This is a genomic window from Hyphomonas sp. (genome assembly GCF_040882205.1).
Taxonomy (GTDB): Bacteria; Pseudomonadota; Alphaproteobacteria; order Caulobacterales; family Hyphomonadaceae; genus Hyphomonas.
Genome location: NZ_JBBEBT010000250.1, coordinates 1 through 17,340 on the forward strand (window position 1 = coordinate 1; position 17,340 = coordinate 17,340).

18 protein-coding genes are annotated in these 17,340 nt (G+C 63.7%); 9 read left to right on the forward strand and 9 right to left on the reverse strand.

All coding sequences use genetic code 11. The features are described from left to right. The first annotated feature begins 640 nt into the window (after positions 1-640). From WEA77_RS10540 to rsmA, 4 genes are all read left to right on the forward strand, one after another. On the forward strand, positions 641-2,743 hold the full coding sequence (locus WEA77_RS10540; RefSeq protein WP_368067836.1) for an LPS-assembly protein LptD: 2,103 nt from the start codon (positions 641-643) through the stop codon (positions 2,741-2,743). Positions 2,744-2,918: 175 nt separating this feature from the next. Then, positions 2,919-4,127, forward strand: coding sequence for a peptidylprolyl isomerase (locus WEA77_RS10545; protein ID WP_368067837.1), 1,209 nt, complete (start codon positions 2,919-2,921; stop codon positions 4,125-4,127). A gap of 50 nt (positions 4,128-4,177) precedes the next feature. Then, a complete protein-coding gene (gene pdxA / locus WEA77_RS10550; RefSeq protein WP_368067838.1) occupies positions 4,178-5,182 on the forward strand; it encodes a 4-hydroxythreonine-4-phosphate dehydrogenase PdxA in 1,005 nt (334 codons plus the stop codon). Continuing rightward, positions 5,179-6,009: a 16S rRNA (adenine(1518)-N(6)/adenine(1519)-N(6))-dimethyltransferase RsmA gene (gene rsmA / locus WEA77_RS10555; RefSeq protein ID WP_368067839.1), complete on the forward strand. Its 831-nt coding sequence runs from the start codon at positions 5,179-5,181 to the stop codon at positions 6,007-6,009. The genes pdxA and rsmA overlap by 4 nt, the downstream gene beginning before the upstream one ends. Positions 6,010-6,054: 45 nt before the next feature. Here the strand turns inward: rsmA and gmk are convergent, their stop codons facing one another. The 7 genes from gmk to fabD all read right to left on the reverse strand — a co-directional run bounded on the left by gmk (position 6,055) and on the right by fabD (position 12,043). Then, a complete protein-coding gene (gmk, locus tag WEA77_RS10560; protein ID WP_368067840.1) occupies positions 6,055-6,708 on the reverse strand; it encodes a guanylate kinase in 654 nt (217 codons plus the stop codon). Further along, positions 6,698-7,567: a YicC family protein gene (locus WEA77_RS10565; RefSeq protein ID WP_368067841.1), complete on the reverse strand. Its 870-nt coding sequence runs from the start codon at positions 7,565-7,567 to the stop codon at positions 6,698-6,700. The genes gmk and WEA77_RS10565 overlap by 11 nt, the downstream gene beginning before the upstream one ends. 17 nt (positions 7,568-7,584) lie before the next feature. Next, positions 7,585-8,610 carry an endolytic transglycosylase MltG gene (gene mltG, locus WEA77_RS10570; RefSeq protein ID WP_368067842.1) on the reverse strand — a complete coding sequence of 342 codons (1,026 nt, stop codon included), beginning with the start codon at positions 8,608-8,610 and terminating at the stop codon, positions 7,585-7,587. Between the two features lie 95 nt (positions 8,611-8,705). Then, positions 8,706-9,992, reverse strand: coding sequence for a beta-ketoacyl-ACP synthase II (gene fabF / locus WEA77_RS10575; RefSeq protein ID WP_368067843.1), 1,287 nt, complete (start codon positions 9,990-9,992; stop codon positions 8,706-8,708). Between the two features lie 14 nt (positions 9,993-10,006). Continuing rightward, positions 10,007-10,240, reverse strand: coding sequence for an acyl carrier protein (locus WEA77_RS10580; RefSeq protein ID WP_291042703.1), 234 nt, complete (start codon positions 10,238-10,240; stop codon positions 10,007-10,009). A gap of 112 nt (positions 10,241-10,352) precedes the next feature. Then, positions 10,353-11,090 (reverse strand): 3-oxoacyl-[acyl-carrier-protein] reductase, encoded by a 738-nt coding sequence (fabG, locus tag WEA77_RS10585; RefSeq protein WP_368067844.1) that lies wholly within the window; start codon positions 11,088-11,090, stop codon positions 10,353-10,355. Positions 11,091-11,095: 5 nt separating this feature from the next. Beyond that, positions 11,096-12,043 carry an ACP S-malonyltransferase gene (gene fabD, locus WEA77_RS10590; RefSeq protein ID WP_368067845.1) on the reverse strand — a complete coding sequence of 316 codons (948 nt, stop codon included), beginning with the start codon at positions 12,041-12,043 and terminating at the stop codon, positions 11,096-11,098. Between the two features lie 236 nt (positions 12,044-12,279). On the opposite strand from fabD, the gene rpsF reads away from it, so the two are divergent. The 5 genes from rpsF to WEA77_RS10615 all read left to right on the forward strand — a co-directional run bounded on the left by rpsF (position 12,280) and on the right by WEA77_RS10615 (position 15,549). Then, positions 12,280-12,621, forward strand: coding sequence for a 30S ribosomal protein S6 (gene rpsF, locus WEA77_RS10595; RefSeq protein ID WP_368067846.1), 342 nt, complete (start codon positions 12,280-12,282; stop codon positions 12,619-12,621). Positions 12,622-12,639: 18 nt separating this feature from the next. Next, positions 12,640-12,894, forward strand: a complete 255-nt coding sequence (gene rpsR / locus WEA77_RS10600; protein ID WP_291042715.1) for a 30S ribosomal protein S18 — start codon at positions 12,640-12,642, stop codon at positions 12,892-12,894. Between the two features lie 12 nt (positions 12,895-12,906). Further along, positions 12,907-13,488: a 50S ribosomal protein L9 gene (gene rplI / locus WEA77_RS10605; RefSeq protein WP_368067847.1), complete on the forward strand. Its 582-nt coding sequence runs from the start codon at positions 12,907-12,909 to the stop codon at positions 13,486-13,488. A 128-nt stretch (positions 13,489-13,616) separates the two neighbouring features. Continuing rightward, positions 13,617-15,107, forward strand: coding sequence for a replicative DNA helicase (locus tag WEA77_RS10610; RefSeq protein ID WP_368067848.1), 1,491 nt, complete (start codon positions 13,617-13,619; stop codon positions 15,105-15,107). A gap of 7 nt (positions 15,108-15,114) precedes the next feature. Next, positions 15,115-15,549, forward strand: a complete 435-nt coding sequence (locus WEA77_RS10615; RefSeq protein ID WP_368067849.1) for a shikimate kinase — start codon at positions 15,115-15,117, stop codon at positions 15,547-15,549. A 326-nt stretch (positions 15,550-15,875) separates the two neighbouring features. Here the strand turns inward: WEA77_RS10615 and WEA77_RS10620 are convergent, their stop codons facing one another. Both WEA77_RS10620 and WEA77_RS10625 read right to left on the reverse strand, forming a co-directional pair. Beyond that, positions 15,876-16,361 (reverse strand): CinA family protein, encoded by a 486-nt coding sequence (locus WEA77_RS10620; protein WP_368067850.1) that lies wholly within the window; start codon positions 16,359-16,361, stop codon positions 15,876-15,878. Positions 16,362-16,365: 4 nt separating this feature from the next. Next, positions 16,366-17,277, reverse strand: coding sequence for a crotonase/enoyl-CoA hydratase family protein (locus tag WEA77_RS10625; protein WP_368067851.1), 912 nt, complete (start codon positions 17,275-17,277; stop codon positions 16,366-16,368). Positions 17,278-17,340: the final 63 nt, after the last annotated feature.

Consider the following 17,340-nt stretch of genomic DNA (forward strand, 5'->3'; position numbering starts at 1 on the left):
CGCATCGCGGGCGAGCAGGGACGCCGGGTGATCGCAGTGCCGGGCTCGCCGCTGGAGCCCGCGCGCAGCCGGCACCTATGGCCTGATCCGGCAGGGTGGCGCGCGGGTGCGCCGTGCGGCGGACGTACTGGAAGTACTCGCCGGATTACCGGCGCCTCATATGGCCGCCCCGCCCCAGCCGGCTTTCGCTCGGGAACTCCCGGATAGCCCGCCACCAAAAGGCCAGCTGGCCCGCGTCCGGGAGGCGCACAGCCCCCATCCGATGCCGGTTGGCGAGAGTGTCCGCGCCGCCGGGCTCAACCCCGCCCGGTGCAACGGCGTGCTGCTGGAACCGGCGCTGGGGGGGGCGAGGCGCTGTCCTGTCCCGGGGGGCTGGTGGCCCGGGCGGTTTGGGCGGCTGTGGCGGGCATGCACCGCCCGCGCCGCCAAAAGCAGGCCCGGGCAAGCCGATGGCTGGACGGCCCGCTGGATCAACTCTAAGTCTCTGAAAACGCCGCAGGGTCCTGCAGGGGATGGCAGGGCCGCGGTGAACGGCGGCAGAGTAAGGGTGTACCTTTTGGCTTTCTGGTCCCAATACGCGCTGCTTGCAGGGTTCTCAGCCGTGCTGCCGCTTGCCGCCCAGGCGCAGGACACAACGCCAGTGGCCGCCCCCACGGCCGAAACCACCGATGAGCGCGTGATCCTCGAGGCCGATACGGTCTATGAAATCGCCGCAGACAACAGCATCGTCGCCGAAGGCAATGTCGAGGCGCTCTACCAGGGCCGCACCCTGCGCGCTGATAAGCTGATCTATAACCGCACGACCGAAAAAGTGCGCGCCATCGGCAATGTCATCATCATCGAAGCGGATGGAGCGCAGCAATTCTCGGACGAGGCCGAGGTCGGCTCGAACCTGTCGGACGGCTACGCCATCGGTTTCTCAGCGCGCCTTGCGCAGGGCGCCACCGTTACCGCGAACTCCGCCATCCGCCGCTCGGACGGTTACAATGCGCTCGACCAGGTCGTCTACACGGCCTGCGAGATCTGCGAGAAAGACAAGACGCCGACCTGGACCATCCGCGCCCGCCGCGCGGTGCTGGATGAGGAAAGCCAGATGATCTCCTACCGCGATGCGGTCGTCGAGATTGCCGGCATACCGGTCTTCTACCTGCCCTATCTTGCCCACCCCGACCCGAATTCGGATCGCCGCTCCGGCCTGCTGATCCCGGATGCGGGCCGCTCGTCGATGCTCGGCCTTTACTACAAACAGCCCTATTACCGGGCGATTTCTGACTACTCGGACGTAACGATTTCGCCGATGTTCTCGACGAACGTCAATCCGGTGATCAATCTCGATTACCGCAAGCGTTTCTATTCCGGCCAGGTTCAGGTCAATACCAGCTTCACTCAGGAACAGGACTTCGACAGCAGCGGCACCAAGTTCGGCGAAGAAGAACTGCGCGGGCATATCTATGCCAACGGCGCTTTCGCGATCACCCCGGAATGGAAGTGGGGCTTTGCCGTCGAGCGTCAGAGCGATGACCTCTATGACCGGCGCTACAACATTGCCGGAGAGAACGCCAAGCGCGGCCTCTACTCCAACCAGCCGCGCCGACTGCTGTCGCAACTGTTCGCCGTCGGCCAGGGTGAGGACTATTACGCTGACGCCGCGCTGCTGAGCTTCCAGGGCCTACGCGGCGTCGACGATGCCAATCAGCTCCCGGTTGTCTCGCCCCTGCTCTACGCCGAGCAGAACTGGGATCTCGGTGGTTTCGGCTTTGCCAGTGCAAAAGTCTCTTCAGCGATCCTGACGCGGGATGTCGGCGCCGACAGCCACCGGGTCAGCGCAGGCGGCGAGTGGCGCAACTTCAACCTGCTGCCTGGCGGCGCCACGTTCGAACCCTTTGTCGAACTTCGCGGCGATTTCTACGCCCTCGACGAATCCGTCAGCGGCAAAGACCAGGTATCCCGCGCGGTTGGCAATGCCGGCGCCAAACTCGCCTATCCGATGGTGCGGCCGGGCAAGTCCGTCGACCTGATGCTTGAGCCGGCGGTCATGGCGGCCTGGGGTTTCTCCAACGCCAACGATCCCGCGATCCCGGTTGAGGACAGCCAGCTTTACGAGTTCGACGAGTCGAGCCTGTTCGAACCGAACGGTTTCGGGAACTACGACCTTTACGAAGGCGACGGAAAGCTGTCGGCTGGCCTCACTGCGCGCGCCTTGTGGAAGAACGGAACCGAACTGAGTACGACCGTCGGCCGGCGCTGGCGCTCGCGCGATGATGACACGTTCGACGTCGCCTCCAACCTCAACGGCAAATCCTCGGACTGGGTGGCCTCCGCCTCTCTGGACCTTGGCCGCAACCTGAACCTGTCGAGCAGGTTGCGCCTTGATGACAAGGACTTCGCCCTCAACCGCCTCGACCTGCGGGCCTCAACCTCATTCGACCGGTTCCGGGGCGTGGCGCAGTATTACAAGATCGATTCGCGGATCAGCCCCCTCGGTACGCCGGACGAGGGCATCTATATTCAGGGCGAGATCCAGGTGACCGATTCCTACTCGATAATCCTCGGTCAGCTGCGCGACATCGCCCAGGACGTGGATGCCCGCCGGGATATCGGCCTCGCCTATTCCGATGACTGCTCGCGCTTCGAGCTGCTGTACAGCCGCAGCGAGCTGACCGACCGTACCCTCGGGCCGACCGAGAACTTCCAGTTCCGTTTCACCTTGAAATCACTCGGCAACTTCGGAAGCGGGCAGTAAGATTGACGTGTACGTCAATCCGGCCTGAAAACTGCAAGAAATCATCGCCTACTGTGCTGCCGCGTTGCGCGGCAGGCGGGGATTTGTATGGTCTGAGCGGAGCAATTATAGGGGTCTGCGATGCAGGATCCCGTGGAGGAATTGTATGGTTCGTGCAGTCTTGATGGCAGCCCTCATGGCCCTGAGCGCCCCCTCTGCCCTTGCCCAGGCGGACGCGGCAGACAATCGTCTGCAGCTGGAAGGCATTGCCGCTATCGTCAATGACAAGCCGATTTCCTACTCCGACGTGCGCCAGCGCGCCCGCCTCCTGCTGCTGACACTGGGCCGCGGCGAGCCCTCGCCCGATCAGATCCAGCAGATCACGGGCCAGGCGTTGGAACAACTGATCGATGAACGCCTCCAACTCGACCGCGTGGCCGAGTACGAAGTGGAAGTGGATGCGCAGGAAATAGATGCCGAGTTGAGCGACATGGCCTCCGAAAGCGGTGTGGGCGCCGATGGCCTGCGCCAGCAATTGCTCGCCGCCGGTGTCAACCCGGTAAGCCTCGAGGAACAGATCCGCGCTGACATTGCCTGGGGCCGGCTGATGAGTGGCCTGTTCGGGTCGCGAATCCGGATTTCCGACAACCAGGTCGAAGACCAGCTGAACCGCATGCGCGCGGCCTCGAAGACCACGCAGTACCGCGTCGCCGAAATCTTCCTCTATGCGCCAGACGAGGCCACTCGCCCGGAAGCGATGAAGGCCGCCGAGTCGATCATCCAGCAGCTGCAGCAGGGCGCGGATTTCCGCATCGCAGCGCAGCGCATCTCGTCAGCGCCCACCGCGGCCACCGGCGGCGATATGGGCTGGGTAACGGCGGACGACCTGGCGCCGGCCCTCGCGGCCGCTGTCGCAGGCTATGAGGCGCCAGCCCTGCTGGCGCCTATTGAGGTCGACAACGGCATTTACATCCTCAACGTCACTGCCAAGCGCGAGCCGAGCCAGCCGACGACCAAGGTCGATCTGAAACGTCTCGTCACAACGGACGCGCAGGAAGCTACGCTCATCGAAGCCATGGGCCGCATCAAATCATGTGATGATGTGCAATCCGTGGCCAACGCGAAGTCCGAGCTTCGCGCCCAGGACATGAACGACATCGACGTTATCGAACTTGGCGAAGAAGGCCGTGGGCTGGTGCTGGGCACCGCCGTCGGCTCGCCCACCGAAATTTTCGCCGTCGGCGGCGGCCTTGCCGTGATGTATGTCTGCCGCCGTCAGGATGGAGCCGAAGCCCTGCCCTCGAAGGAAGACATGAAAGGCTCGATCAAGGCCCGCGAGCTGAGCATGATTTCCGAGCGTGAACTGCGCAACTCCCGCAGGGACGCGACGATCATTTACCGTTAACGGCAACGAACGCGCTTGCCTGCCGGGCCATTTGGCGCGACATCGCGGGCGTGAGCAGACCTGCCCTCCCCCCACTGGCCCTGACGATGGGCGACCCCGCCGGTTGCGGCCCCGCCATCTCGGCGGCGGCCTGGGCCGCGCTGCGGGCTGATCCGTCGCTGGCCTTCTATCTGATTGGGGCACCGAACCTGATTTCGCACGTGCCGACGCGGTTCATAACATCGCCCGCAGAAGCGGCAGGCATATTCGCAGGCGCTCTACCTATTCTTACGCTGGACGGCGTGCCCGCCGTTTTGCCCGGGCGGCCTGATGCAGCGGCAGCGCCGGCAATTATCCGCGCCATCGAACTCGCCGTCTCCGATGCCCTCGCCGGGCGCGCGTCGGGCGTCGTGACCAATCCGATCAACAAGGCACTGCTTTATTCAACCGGCTTCCGCTTTCCGGGGCATACGGAGTTTGTGGCCCACCTATGCGAAGCGGCGGGCCATGCCGCGAGCCCCGTGATGATACTGACCGGCGGCGGGCTGCGCGTCGCGCTGGCCACCATCCACATGCCGCTGCGCGATGTACCCGGCGTGCTGGGCGACGGGCGGCTGGAGCGAATCACGCGCGTCGTCCACCGCGCGCTGATCCACGAGTTCGGTATTGCCGCGCCGCGCATCGCGTTCGCTGGCCTGAACCCGCATGCGGGCGAAGGCGGCAGCATTGGGCGCGAGGAAGTGGAGATCATCAATCCGGCTGCGGATCGTCTGCAGGCTGAAGGTATTTCTGTCTCGCATGCCCGCCCCGGCGACACGGTGTTTGCCGAAGCGCTCTCCGGTGCCTGGGATGCGGTGATCGCCATGACGCATGATCAGGGCCTCATCCCGGTCAAGACACTCGATATGTGGGGCGGCGTGAACTCAACACTCGGCCTGCCGATCGTGCGCACCAGCCCCGACCATGGCACCGCCTATGACGCCGCCGCCGCCGGCGCCTGCCGCGCCGACAGCCTGATCTCCGCAATCCGCCTTGCGGCGACCTTCGCCGCCAACCGCCAGAAAGCCGCCGCATGAGCGACGACCACACCCCGCTGACCGACGCACCTGCCCGCAAGTCGCTGGGCCAGCATTTCCTGTTTGATCCCTCGATCCTCAAACGCGCCGCCAATGCTGCAGGTTCGCCGAAGGGCCGCACGGTCATCGAAGTCGGCCCCGGCCCCGGTGGCCTGACACGCGCTATCCTCAACGAAGATCCGGCGAAACTGATCGTGGTGGAGACTGACCCCCGCTTTTCCGAAGCGCTGTTCGACTGGCCAGAAGCGAAAAGCGGCCAGATGGTCGTGATCGCAAAGGATGCCCGCAAGGTGCGCTGGGAGGAGGTCCTCGAGGACGCGGGAGCGACAGGCCCCGCGATGATCATCGCGAACCTTCCGTACAATGTCGGCACACCGCTGCTGGTCGACTGGCTGAAGGCGGACGCGTGGCGCGGCGAGATGGCGCTGATGTTCCAGAAGGAAGTCGCCGAGCGCATCTGCGCCAAACCGGATACTGACGCCTACGGACGACTGGCCGTGCTCGCGCAGGCTGTCACACGACCCTATATTTCCTTCACGCTGCCGCCTGGCTCCTTCCGGCCGCCGCCAAAAGTTGACAGCGCGGTCGCGGTATTTGATCCTCTGCCTGCAGACAAACGCTTCGCGCACATTGACCTTCTGGAACAGATCGCCGGCGCCGCCTTCGGCCAGCGCCGCAAGATGCTGCGCGCCGCGCTGAAGCCCTTCGCCAGGAAGCGCGGGATAAAAGCGGAAGAATGGCTGGCAGACTGCGGGATCGATCCGACCGCGCGCGCAGAAACTCTGACGCAGGCGGAGTTCAGAAAACTGGCGAAAAGTCTGGCTTGACCTGGTGCAGTGAGGCCGAAGGCGTAAGTGCACCAGACCCGCGCGCTAACCCTCGCCGAGCAATGTCCTCACATGGTCCTCGAGGTCCAGCTGCCGCAACCGCTTCAGCCGCTCGACCAGCAGGATGCGTTTCAGGCGCTGATAGGCAATGTCGAGGTCTTCATTGATGATCACATAATCATAGCGGCGCCAGTGCATGATCTCGCGCTTGGCCCCTTCCATCCGCATCGCCACCATTTCAGGTGTTGAACCGGGGCGCTTTTCGAGGCGCGCTCTCAGGGCCTTCATGCTGGGCGGCAAGACAAACACCGACACGACGTCATTCGGCATCTGGTCATGCAGCGCGTCGGCGCCCTGCCAGTCGACATCGAACAACACATCCTCGCCGGCTTCCAGCCGGGCGACCGTGTCAGCCTTCGGCGAGCCATAGCAGCCGGAAAACACCTCGGCCCATTCCAGGAAAGCCTTTTCAGCTGCCAACGCCTTGAAGGCGTCGAGCGTCCTGAAATGGTAATGCACCCCGTCCTGTTCATTCGGACGCGGATCGCGTGTCGTCACGGAGATCGAGAGCTTCACATCAGGAAACTCCTTTACAAGCATCTCGCCCAGCGTCGTCTTGCCAGCGCCCGACGGGCTCGACAGGACCAGCATCAGCCCGCGCCGGCGGCCATGGTCCTTCGGGTGTCCGCTATTCGACATTCGCCGCCTGCTCCTTGAACTGGTCGATCACCCCTTTGAGGCTGAGTCCCGCATTCGTCAAATCGAGGCTGGCGGATTTCGAGCAGAGCGTATTGGCCTCGCGGTTCAGCTCTTGGGCCAGGAAGTCGATCTTGCGGCCGGCGGGGGAGCCCGCTTTCAGCAGTTCGCGGCCGGATTTCACATGCGCGCCCACCCGGTCCAGCTCCTCGCGCACGTCTGCGCGGGCGGCCGACAGGGCGGCTTCCGCTGCAAAGCGCTCAGCATCGACACGGCCTTCGCGGTCAAGCTCAACAAGCTGCTTTTGCAGCTTCGCCTTGATCAGGCCGGGCTGGGTCGCGGCGCATACCGCAGCCTCCGCCGAGAACGCTTCGATCTGGACGAGATGGCCGGACAGGAGGCCCATGAGGTCGGCGCCTTCTGCGCGGCGTGCCTCGGCCAGCTGGTCCATGGCTGCGCGCGCGCCGGTGCCGATCGTGGCCATCACGGCCTCGTCCCCGGCCAGTTCGCGGGTTGAGGCATTACCAGGTTCGACGACACCCTTGAGGCTCATCAGCGCGACGACCGCCTCCGCGTTCAGCTCGCCGCCATGCGCCGCGCGCGCTGCGTCCATCAGCATGTTGAGGAGACCGTGATCAACCACCACCCCAGCCCCGCCGGAAGGCAGATCAATCCGAAGGCTGACCTGCAGCGAACCGCGATTGAATCGCTCGACCGCCATCGCCTTCACCTCGCGCTCGAAAGTATCGAAGCCGGGCGGATAGTTGACGCGCACGTCCAGCGAGCGACCGTTGACACTCTTCGCCTCCCACGCCCAGGCGCCCCAGCGTTCCTCCCCCGTGACCCGCGCAAAGCCGGTCATTCCCGAAAGTATTCCCATCAGTTCGCCCGTTCCCTCTGGATTTCCTGGCGCTCATAGGCGCGGTAGGCGGCCACGTTGCGGTTGTGCTCGGCATTCGTTTTAGCGAACAGGTGCCCGCCCTTGCCATCAGCCACGAAGAACACATACTCCGTCTCCGGAGGATCAAGCACGGCGCGGATCGCGTCGGCGCCCGGATTGCAGATCGGCGTCTTCGGCAGGCCGTCGACCTGATAGGTATTCCACTCTGTGCGGCGGTCGATTTCGGAGCGGTAGAGCGTGCGGCGCTGGCCGGCCTTATTGTAGAGGGGTTCGCCTTTCGAGATGCCGTAGATGATGGTCGGGTCACTCTGTAGGCGCATGCCACGTTTCAGTCGCGTGGTGAACAAGCCGGCTATCTCCGGGCGCTCGTCGGCGCGACCAGTTTCCTTCTCGACCACGGAGGCGAGGATCACGGCTTCATAAGCCGTCTCAATCGGCAGGCCTTCCTGCCGCGTTGGCCAGAGTTCCTCAAGCAGGTCAGCCTGCGCTTTCTGCATTTTCGCGATGAGCCCCGCGCGCGTCATGCCGCGATGGAACATGTAGGTATCCGGCAGCAGGGAACCTTCCTCCGGCAGCACTTCGGGCATATCGCCTTCCAGCAACTTGTCCTTTTCGATGATCCGCAGCAGCTGCGCGCTCGTGCGCCCCTCGGGCAGGGTGATCTTGTGCAGCAAAGATCGACCCTCGATCAGTATGCTGAGCACCTGCCGCAGGCTGGCGCCCTTGTCGATGATGTATTCGCCCGTCTTGATTTCCAGTTCGCTGCCGTCGAGGCGGGACTTCATCCGCATCAGGCGCGCGTCCTTGATCACGCCGTCGGCCTCCAGCCGAACAGCCACTGCCGCCAGCGTCTCGCCGGGCTCCACGCGGATGACGGTTTCTTCCGTCAGCGGGCCGGGCGCTGCGAGTTCATTGTTGAACCAGACCCAGCCGGCAGCGGCGCCCGCCCCGGCCAGCAGGGCGAGCAGGAACAACCAGACGACAAGCGTTTTCAGAAATCGCATGAGAGCCTCATTGGCCGGACACTATGTATCTTTTACCGTGCCTGCTCCGGCCCGGAAATCAATTGTCACAGTGTAGCCCGGCGGCGCAGCGCCCGTCAGGTGACTTCGCGGAGAATCAGCGACGCATTGGTGCCGCCGAAACCGAAGCTGTTCGACATCGCGGCACGCACCCGGCCCTTCTTGGCCTTGTGAGGGATGAGGTCGATCACTGTCTCGAAGCTCGGATTGTCGAGGTTCAGGGTCGGCGGCATGATCTGGTCACGGATGGCCAGGGCGCAGAAAGCGGCCTCGATGGCGCCGGCCGCGCCGAGTAGGTGCCCGACTGCAGACTTGGTGGATGACATCGACAGGTTCTTCGCATGGTCGCCAAAGGCCCGCTCGACTGCGCCGGCCTCGCCCTCGTCGCCCTTCGGCGTGGAGGTGCCGTGGGCGTTGACATAGTCGATCTCGGTGGGGTCGATGCCGGAATTCTTCAGCGCCATCTTCATGGCGCGGTAGCCGCCCTCGGCGCCTTCGGCCGGCGCCGTGATGTGATAGGCGTCGCCCGTCAGGCCGTAACCGATCACTTCGGCATAGATTTTCGCGCCGCGCTTCTTCGCATGCTCGTACTCTTCCAGCACCAGCACCGCTGCGCCCTCGCCCATGACGAAACCGTCACGGTCCTTATCATAAGGGCGAGAGGCTTTCTGCGGCGTGTCGTTGAAGTTGGTCGACATTGCCTTGGCCGCGCAAAAGCCTGCGATGCCGAGCCGGCCGATCACCGCTTCGGCGCCGCCGGCCACCATGATGTCGGCGTCGCCATACTTGATCAGCCGTGCCGAGTCGCCAATTGCGTGCGCGCCGGTAGCACACGCAGTAACGACCGAATGGTTCGGCCCCTTCAGCCCGTGGCGGATCGAGACCTGGCCGGAGGCGAGGTTGATCAGCGACGCGGGAATAAAGAACGGACTCACTTTGCGCGGGCCCTGCTCGTGCAGGATGATCGATGTTTCGTAGATGGTCTCAAGGCCGCCGATTCCGGAGCCGATCAGGACGCCGGTGCGCTCCTGCTCTTCTTCCGTTTCCGGCTTCCAGCTTGCATCTTCGAGCGCTTCGTCGGCTGCCGCCATGGCATAGACGACGAACTCGTCGGTCCGGCGCTGTTCCTTCGCCGACATGTACTTTTCCGGGTCGAAGGCATGGGCATCCCCCGCGCCACCACCCCGGCCGGATGTGTACGGCACCTGGAAAGCAATCTTGCAAGGAAGGTCCGACGCATCGAAATTGTCGATGGGACCTGCACCGGATTTCCCGGCGATCAGGCGTTCCCAAGTGGCCTCGCGTCCCATCGCAAGCGGGGACACGATACCAATACCGGTGATAACGACGCGGCGTTCAGACATTGCGGACAAGACGCCTAGATATGCGCCTTGATGTGCGTCACGGCGTCGCCGACCGAGCGGATCGACTCCTGGACGTCATCAGGGATCTCAATGTTGAATTCCTCTTCGAAAGCCATGACCAGCTCGACAAGGTCGAGGGAGTCAGCGCCGAGGTCGTCGATGAAGCTTGCGCCCTCAACCACCTTGTCCGCTTCGACGTCGAGGTTTTCGACAACGATTTTTTTCACGCGCTCAAGAACGTCAGACATGGATACCTCTCTCGATATGCCTGTATACCGGCCCGTTTCCGAACCATTGTGTTGCGCCTAGCACACACTCCGGCGAAGCGCCAAGCCCCTGTCTCAATTGAGGACCAGCTCCTCAGATCATCGCCATGCCGCCGTTTACGTGCAGGGTCTGGCCTGTGACATAGGCCGCTTCGTCGGAAGCAAGATACACGGCAGCTGCCGCAATGTCGCCGCCCTGTCCCAGCCGGCCCGAGGGAATCTGGCCAAGCAGGGCCGTTTTCTGGGCTTCGGGAAGCACATCGGTCATCGGCGATTCGATGAAGCCCGGGGCGATCGTGTTAACCGTAATGCCGCGGCTGGCGACTTCCTGTGCGAGGGATTTGGTCAAACCGATCATCCCGGCCTTGGAGGCGCAGTAATTCGCCTGTCCGGGGTTTCCGGTGACGCCAACAATCGAGGTGATGGCGATGATGCGACCATGGCGGCGCTTCATCATGCCCCGGACGGCAGTCTTGGTCAGGCGGAAGTAGGAGCCGAGGTTGACGTTGATCACGTCGTTCCAGTCCTCGTCCTTCATCTGGATCAGCAGCTTGTCCCTGGTGATGCCGGCATTCGCGATGAGGATATCCAGCGGACCGATGGCGGCTTCGGCCTGACCGACGAGCGCATCGACCGCGGCAGGGTCAGACAGGTTGCACGCAACGATGGCGCTCTCGCCTTTCAGGGTCGCGGCGACTTCCTGCAGCACCGCTTCGCGCGTGCCTGAGAGGGCAACTTTCGCGCCGGCTTCGGAGAGGGCCTGCGCGATGGCGCGGCCAATACCGCCAGAGGCGCCGGTGACGAGGGCCGTGCGGCCAGTGAGGTCGAACATGTCTCTTATCCTTTGATGGCTTTGGCGAAGGCTTCCAGGTCCTCGGGAGTGCCGAGGGTGAAGCCGGTGAGGGATTTCTCGATGCGGCGCTGCATCACGGTGAGCACCTTGCCGTTGCCGGTTTCGGCGGTCGTCGTGACGCCTTGCGCCACCATGAACTGCACAGACTCAGTCCAGCGCACACGGCCGGTGACTTGCTTGACGAGGTTCTGGCGGATTGTTTCCGGGTCAGTCACAGCGCTGGCGGTGACGTTGGCGACCAGCGGAACGGCCGGGACGTGGATCGTAGTGGTCGCCAGCGCCTGCGCCATCGCGTCGGCGGCCGGCTGCATCAGCGCGCAATGGAAAGGCGCGGAGACGTTCAGCGCCATTGCCTTCTTCACGCCGTTGGCCTGAGACCAGGCAATGGCCGCATCGATGGCAGCCCTGGCGCCGGAGATGACCAACTGGCCGGGGGCGTTGTCATTGGCAATGTCGCAGGCGCCGCCGGTTGCGCGCCCCGCCGCGCAGGCGGCTTCGGCCTGGCTGTAGTCCGCCCCCAGCAGCGCCGCCATGGCGCCGGCCCCCGGCTTGACGGCGGACTGCATGGCGTTGCCCCGGATGCGCAGCAGGCGGGCGGTATCGGCCAGGCTGATGGACCCGGCTGCAGCCAGCGCCGAATACTCACCCAGCGAGTGGCCTGCGACGAAGGCGGCGTCCTTTACCGTGATCCCGAAATTCGCCTCGAGCGCCCGGCAAGCGGCCACGGAATGGGCCATCAGGGCGGGCTGGGCATTCGAGGTGAGGGTCAGCTCCGTCAGGTCGCCGCCCCACATCAGGCCCGAAAGGTCCTGCCCGAGGGCCGCGTTGACCTCGTCGAACACGGCTCTCGCGGCCGGAAACGTGTCCGCGAGGGCCTTGCCCATGCCGATTTCCTGGCTGCCCTGCCCCGGAAAGATAAATGCGAGGATCATATGGTTACCCGGCCTCCCTTGGTATCTGGCTTGGTATCTGGCTTGTTTTGGCCGTGCTAAAGCGCCCCCTTCCGGCATGCAAGCGCTTGAAATCTGTGGCCAGATAGGCTTTAGACCGGCGTTCGCAGCAAGGTGCGGTCCTCAAGTCCCCGGAATGAGCCGGAAAAAGAGGGGCCATCGCTGGCATGGGTCTCCCGCCCTCCAGCGCCGCACCTTCGAATTTTGGGAATGAAAACATGGCATTCTACGAGCACGTCGTGATTACACGGCCTGATATCTCGCCGGCCCAGGTGGAAACCTTTGTCGAAGAGATGAGCACTTTCCTCAAGGAAAAAGGCGCAACGGTCGGCCGGACCGAATACTGGGGCCTTCGCAGCCTCGCCTATCCGATCAAGAAACAACGCAAGGGTCACTACTCCTGCATCAACATTGATGCACCGGCTGAAGCGATCCACGAACTCGAACGCCGCCAGCGCATCTCGGAAGACGTGATGCGTTACCTGACCGTCCGCGTCGAAAACATGCCGGAAGAGCCCTCCGTGGTTCTGTCGCGCAAAGAACGCCGTCCGCGCGATTAAGGGTAAGGAACAGGTCCAATGGCACAGAAGATCAACATCACGAACATTCCTGCCCGCCGTCCGTTCGGACGCCGCCGCAAGGTTGACCCCTTCACGGGCGAGCACGCGCAGGAAATAGACTACAAAGACGTCAAGATGCTGCAGCGCTACATCTCTGAAAAGGGGAAAATCGTGCCGAGCCGCATCACCGCCGTGAACCTGAAAAACCAGCGCAAACTGGCCCAGGCGATCAAGCGCGCGCGTATGCTCGCACTCATTCCGTTCGCTGTTTAAGGAGAGACCCCCATGCAAGTCATCCTCCTTGAGCGCATCGAACGTCTAGGCAAGATCGGCGACGAAGTCCGCGTCAAAAACGGTTTCGGCCGTAACTTCCTGATCCCGCAAGGTAAGGCGCTCGTCGCCAACGACCGCAACCGCAAACGGTTTGAAGTCGAGCGTGAGGCCATCGAGGCCCGCAACGCCGCTGCCCGCGACGCTGCAAAAACTGATGCCGAGAAGCTGGAAGGCGCCGTCTTCGTACTGATCCGTCAGGCGGGCGAAACCGGTCAGCTTTATGGTTCGGTCTCGGCCCGCGACGTCGCTGACGCCGCTGAAGCCGCTGGCCACCAGGTCCCGCGCAATGGCGTGCGTCTCGACAAACCGATCAAGGCGATCGGCATCTTCGACGTCTCGGTCCGCCTCCACGCCGAAGTGGTCGTGAAGGTTCAGGTCAACGTCGCCCGGTCGAACGAAGAAGCCGAGCGTCAGGCCAAGGGCGAGAACATCGCCGAGGCCCTCCAGGCAGCCAACGCTGCGTTTGCCGCCGAACAGGCCGGTGAACTGGCTGAAGCCGCCGCAGAGCGCGGCCCGGCCGGCGAGGACGAATAGTCTTCGTTCACACGGATACAAAACAGGGGCCGCGGCTGGTAACAGTCGCGGCCTTTTTCTTGTGATTTGTTTCTCAAATGTGACGCGCCCCCCAAGCCTTCACGCGAGGCTTGGGTTAATATCCGTCCATGAACCAGCAAACGACCTCGCACACGCCCGTCGTCTCGCCGCACAACCTTGCTGCCGAAGCCGCTGTGCTGGGCGCAATCCTTTTTGACAACAACGTCTACCAGTACATCGCGGACATCCTGCGGCCTGTGGACTTCTATGCGCCGGCACACAGCCTGTTGTACGAAGTTGCCTCCAACATGATTCAGACCGGCCGCGTGGCCGATGGCGTGACCTTGCGCGAGCATTTCGAGCAGAAGGAAAAGCTGACCGAGATCGGCGGCGGCAAATATCTCGTCGACCTGCTGGATGCCGCCGCCTTCGGGCCGGAGGTAAAGGACTATGCGCGTATCATCCGCGACCTCGCGATCCGGCGCGAGCTGATCCGCGTGGGCGCCGGTATCCAGTCCCAGTCGCTGGTGCCGGAAGATGAGGACACCGGCTCGACGCTGATCAACAAGGCCGAGCGCGCGCTGTTCGAACTCGCCGAGCGCGGCAGTTCGGAGCGCGGCTTTTCCAGCTTCGCCGAGGCGCTGGCAGAATCGCTGATCACCGCCGAAGCGGCGTTCAAGCGCGGCGGCAAGATTGCCGGCATCCCGACCGCACTGCGCGATCTTGATGAGCAGCTGGGCGGTTTCCACCGCTCGGACCTTCTGATCCTCGCCGGGCGCCCTTCGATGGGCAAGACATCGCTCGCCACCAACATCGCGTACAATGTGGCGAAGGCCTACAAGTACGAGACGCAGGAAGACGGCTCGCATAAGACGCTGGACGGCGGCATCGTTGCGTTCTTCTCGCTGGAGATGTCGAGCGAGCAGCTGGCCACGCGTATCCTGGCCGAGCGCACCGAGATCAGCTCGCATGATATCCGGCAGGGCAAACTCTCGAAGGCGGACTTCGAGCGCCTCTCCGAGGCAACCGCCGAGATGCAGAACCTGCCGCTCTATATCGATGACACGGGCGGCATTTCCATCGGCGAACTCACGGCACGCGCGCGGCGCCTGCGCCGGTCGGTGGGGCTTGATCTCATCGTGATCGACTACCTGCAACTGATCACCTCCTCCTCGTCCGGATCAAACGTCAACCGCGTACAGGAAGTGACGCAGATCACGACTGCGTTGAAAGCGCTGGCGAAGGACCTTGCCGTGCCTGTGCTGGCGCTGTCGCAGCTGTCGCGCGCCGTTGAGCAGCGCGATGACAAGCGCCCGCAATTGTCGGACCTTCGGGAATCGGGCTCGATCGAACAGGACGCCGATATCGTGATGTTCGTGTTCCGCGAGGAATACTATCTTGCGCGGACAGAACCGCCGGCAGACCCGAATGATCCGTCCTCGAACGATAAGTGGAAAGCCTGGCGCACCCGGATGGACCAGGTCTACGGCACGGCAGAAGTGATCGTCTCCAAGCAGCGTCACGGGCCGATCGGTACGGTGAAGCTCGCCTTCGACGCGCGCGTCACCCGGTTTGGCAATCTCGAATACGACGCCGCCAAGGCCGATCCGTTCGAATAGGCGCGCGGTGAAACTGGTCTTCGTCTCCGGGCCGCCGGCGGCAGGCAAATATACGGTGCCGAAACGCGCGGCGGAGATCACTGGCCTTGCGCTTTTCCACAACCATCTCGTAGCCGACACGGTCGCTTCGGTCTTTCCGTTCAGGTCGCCGTCATTTGCGCGACTGCGCGACCAGTTCTGGATGGATGTGTTCAAGGCCGCTGTCGCGGAGGACCGGTTGCTGGTGTTCACCGTTCAGCCCGAGGGGGCAGTCTCACCAGCCTTCGCGCAGCACGCAGTGGATCTGGTGCGCGGCGCGGGCGGCGAGGTGCTGATGGTGCATCTGAAACTCTCCGCAGACGGACAAGCGGCGCGGATTTCAAACGAGGACCGCGCGCGGTTCGGGCAAGCTGCGCGACGCGGCTTTACTGGCGAAGTTGCAGTCGGAGTTCGAAGCGTGTGAGCGGGCAATGCCGGCGGCGGACCTCGTGATCGATACGCAGACGGTGTTGGCCGGGACGGCCGCCGGGATGATTGCCGCGCGGCTGGGGGTTTGAGGTAGCACGCGCCGCGGGACGCGCCCGGCGGACGCGGGCGGCTTCGGGATTTCTCTGTTTTATGTTCCTCCCATCCGCGCAAACCATCGCGGGAATGAGCCGAGCTTTGGATTGAGGTTTCTCGAACTGTCCCATTCATATCAATCCGGCGGACCGCATGGATGACAAGATTGAAGGGGCGGCGCCCGGCCGCAAACACAGGCGTAAGCCAGAACTTGTGCCAGCGCGGCGGTCAGTCCAGCGCGGCTCTCAGGAGCTCCAGCGCCTGCGCCGCGAAGAGGCGCATGTTTTCGGGGCGGTCGGCGAGGCCGGTTTCCAGAGTGCGGGAAATTTCGAACTTGCCGGGGCCGGCTAGCGCCACGCAACTGTGGCCGGAGGCGTCGCCGTAGCCATTGCCGGTGGGGCCAGAGGCGCCGGTTTCACAGAGGCCCCAGTGAGCGTCGAGCTTGCCGGCGATGGTGCGGGCGAGGAGGCGGGCATAGGGTTCGGTGGAGGAACGCATGTCGCCGAGGTCTTCGCGGCGCAGGCCGAGGAGGCCGCGGAAGGCCTGCGGGGTGTAGATGACACCGCCGCCGCGATACCAGGCGGAGGCGCCGGGCGCAGCGAGGATGGCTGCGGAGATCAGTCCGCCTGCGGAGGATTCGGATATGGCGACGGTTTCGGCGCGCGCCTTGAGACGCGCGCCGATGTCCGCTGCAAGGGGGAGCAGCGAGTGCACAGGGTCAGTCCTTGTCGCCGATCCATTCGAATTCCCGCTCTTCCCACCAGGGGAAGAATTTTGGCATGCCGTCTGAGACCTTCACCGGATAAACCGGCGTGCGCTTCTCGAGGAAACTCATCACCCCTTCTTTCGCGTCCGGTGTCTTGCCGCGCGAGTAAATGGCGGCGGAATCGACGATATGGGCGTCCATCGGATGCGAGGCGCCAAGCATGCGCCACATCATCTGGCGGGTGAGCGCGTTGGAAACCGGGGCGGTATTGTCACCGATTTCCTTGGCGAGGGCGCGGGCGACGGTCATCAGGTCAGCGTGCGGCACAACCTTGCTGACGAGGCGGCCGGCGAGGGCTTCAGAAGCCGGGAAGACGCGGCCTGTGTAGCACCATTCCAGCGCCTGCTGGATTCCGACGAGGCGCGGCAGGAACCAGCTGGAAGCGGCCTCGGGATTGATGCCGCGCTTGTTGAAGACGAAGCCAAAGCGCGCCTTGTCGGAGGCGATCCGGATGTCCATTGGCAGCTGCATGGTGACACCGATGCCGACGGCGGCGCCATTGATGGCGCCGATGACCGGCTTCAGGCTTTCGAAGATGCGCAGGGTGAGGCGGCCGCCGCCATCGCGCTGGATTTCGATGTTTTCCGTGCGGCCTTTTTCGCCGTCGCCGGCGCGGGCGTCATAGTCAAACGTCTTGGCGCCGGAGGAAAGGTCTGCGCCGGCGCAGAAGGCGCGGTCGCCGTGGCCGGTGACGATGACGGCTTTGACACTGTCATCGGCGTCCGTGATGTCGAAAGCCTCCATCATCTCGTACATCATCACGCCGGTGAAGGCGTTCATGTTGTCGGGGCGGTAGATGGTCAGCGTGGCGACGCCGTCGTCAATGTCGAGAATGATTTCCTTGAACTCTTTCGGGCGAGCCATGCGTTTTCCTCCGGTTGACTGGTTTGACAGAGACAAGGGGGGCTTTCCCCGACGTCCGTCAAG